Source organism: Asanoa sp. NPDC050611 (assembly GCF_040654855.1).
Taxonomy (GTDB): domain Bacteria; phylum Actinomycetota; class Actinomycetes; order Mycobacteriales; family Micromonosporaceae; genus Asanoa.
Map to the genome: position 1 here is coordinate 1 of NZ_JBFAIU010000617.1, position 2,212 is coordinate 2,212.

At 73.8% G+C, this 2,212-nt stretch carries 2 protein-coding genes; both read left to right on the forward strand.

Annotated elements, in window-relative coordinates; all coding sequences use genetic code 11:
* Positions 1 to 333 precede the first annotated feature (333 nt).
* Positions 334 to 1,848 (forward strand): dynamin family protein, encoded by a 1,515-nt coding sequence (locus AB0H87_RS41005; protein WP_360159025.1) that lies wholly within the window; start codon positions 334 to 336, stop codon positions 1,846 to 1,848.
* The coding region (locus AB0H87_RS41010; RefSeq protein WP_360159028.1) for a dynamin family protein at positions 1,845 to 2,212 on the forward strand (368 nt) is incomplete at its 3' end. The genes AB0H87_RS41005 and AB0H87_RS41010, both read left to right, overlap by 4 nt.

Below are 2,212 nucleotides of genomic sequence, written 5' to 3' on the forward strand. Positions count from 1 at the left end.
TCCGGTGCCGTGCCCGCCGGGTCCTCGGCGGCACGGTCGGCGACGTCGGTGCCAGGTGCGTGCGGCGGCACTCATCCTCCGACCCTCGCCTGCGGCGGACCCCGGTGGCACGAACATGGGATCCTGCCGCCGGCAGGATATTCGTAGTGTTGGTCGAACGACCCAGCCAGGAGGACCACGCCACAATGACCGCGCACCCCCGCCGGGCCATCGCCATTGTCGCCGACTGCCCGCGACCTGACGACCCCAGCGGGCCCGCCATGCCCGTTTCGGGCGGTTTGAGCGGGAGCATCGCGGCATGATCGAGCGCATCGGCGTCAGCGGGGCACGGGCATGACGGCCCCGGTCGCGCTGCGGCAGGTCGTCGCCGGGCTGTGTGACGAGGTCAGTCCGCGGCTCACCTCGGACGCCGCGCGCGTCCAGGTTCGCCGGGTCCGGCAGCGGCTGGACGAGCCTTTGCGCGTGGCGATCGCCGGCCGGCTCAAGGCCGGCAAGTCGACCCTGGTCAACGCGCTGATCGGCCGCCGCGTCGCGCCGACGGAGGTCGGTGAGTGCACGCGGGTGGTCACCCAGTTCCGGTACGGGACCGCGGACCGGGTCGACGTGGTCCGCCGCGACGGCAGCCGGGTCAGCCTGCCCCTGGACGAGACGGGGATGATTCCGCAGCGGTTGGGCGTCCCCGCGGCCGAGGTGGCGTTTGTCGATGTCGCCCTGACCAGTGCCAACCTGCGTGACCTGACCGTCGTCGACACGCCCGGGCTGTCGTCGACGAACGCGTCCGTGTCGGCCGGTGCGCGCCGGTTCCTGTTCGAGGACGCGACCGCACCGATCGACGACGGGCTCGACGCCGACTCCGCGGGGGCGATCTCCGGAGCCGAAGCCATCGTGTACGTGTTCACGCAGGCGGTCCGGGCCGACGACGTCGCCGCGCTCGAGGCGTTCCGGTCCGTTTCGGCGCGGCTGGCCAGCAACCCGATCAACTCCGTCGGGCTGTTCAACAAGGCCGACAAGCTCGTCGAGAGCCCCGCCGACCCGTGGCCGGTCGCCGAGGACCTGGCCAACGACCAGGCACGGTCACTGCGCCGCGTGGTCTCCGGCGTCGTGCCGGTCGTCGGGCTGCTCGCCGAGACGACCGAGGCCGGCCGCCTGACCGCCGCCGACTGCGAGGCGCTGCGGGTGCTCTCCGCGCTGCCGGTCGCCGAGCGGACGCTGCTGCTGGCCTCCGTGGACCTGTTCGTGTCCCGGCCCGCGCCCGTGCCGCGCGAGCACCGGGAACGGCTGCTGACCCTGCTCGACCTGTACGGGATCGGCTTCTCCCTCGCCCAACTCGCCGCGCACCCGACGCTGGGCAGCGGTGACCTGGTGCGGATGCTCTACCAGGCGTCCGGGTTTCCGCGGCTGCGGCACACGCTCGACCACGCGTTCCGGTGGCGCACCGACGCGATCAAGGCCGGCTGGGCATTGTCCACCTTGGAGAAGGCCGCCGGGCACGCCGACACGATCCCCGACCGGGAGGTGCTGCGGGACGCGATCGAGCGGGTGCTGCAGCGACCCGAGTACCACCGGCTGCGGCTGCTCGAGGCGGCCCAGCAGGTCAGCGGCGGCGCCGTCGAGCTGCCCGCGCCGATGGAGCAGGAGCTGACCCGACTGGCGCTCTCGCAGGATCCACAGTGGATCCTCAGCCTGCCGGCCGCCGGCCTCGACGAGCTGCGGGAGGCGGCGCTCGCGGCGGCGGCCCGGTGGCGGGTGTACGCGGTCGCCGGCGCGAGCCCGGCCCAGTCGCGGGTGGCGCTGGTCGTACACCGTGGCTTTCACCTGTTGTCGCAGCGGCTGACGGTGGCGTCATGAGCGACCTGGGCGCGCTGCTCGGCGAGGCCGTCGACGGATCGCTGGCGTTCCTGCGGCGCGCCGACGCCGACGCGGCCGCCGACATCGAGTCGGTCCGGCGCCGGGCGGTCACCCGGCCGTCGATCGTCGTCGTCGGCGAGACCAAGCGCGGCAAGAGCTCGCTCGTCAACGCCTTGATCGGCGTGCCGGACCTGTCGCCGGTGGACGCGGCCGTGGCCACCGCGACCTACCTCGAGTTCGTGCCGGGCAACCCGCATGGCGCCCAGGCGTGGGTCCCGGACCGGCCACAGCCCGTGCCGCTGGAGCTGGGGCAGCTGCGCGACTGGGCGACCACCCTCGGGCAGCTCCCGGAGGGCACCCGGCC

Bases quoted from the DNA above. Each gene is read 5' to 3' on its own strand.
- AB0H87_RS41005 (WP_360159025.1), top strand. From the start codon at position 334: ATGACGGCCCCGGTCGCGCTGCGGCAGGTCGTCGCCGGGCTGTGTGAC.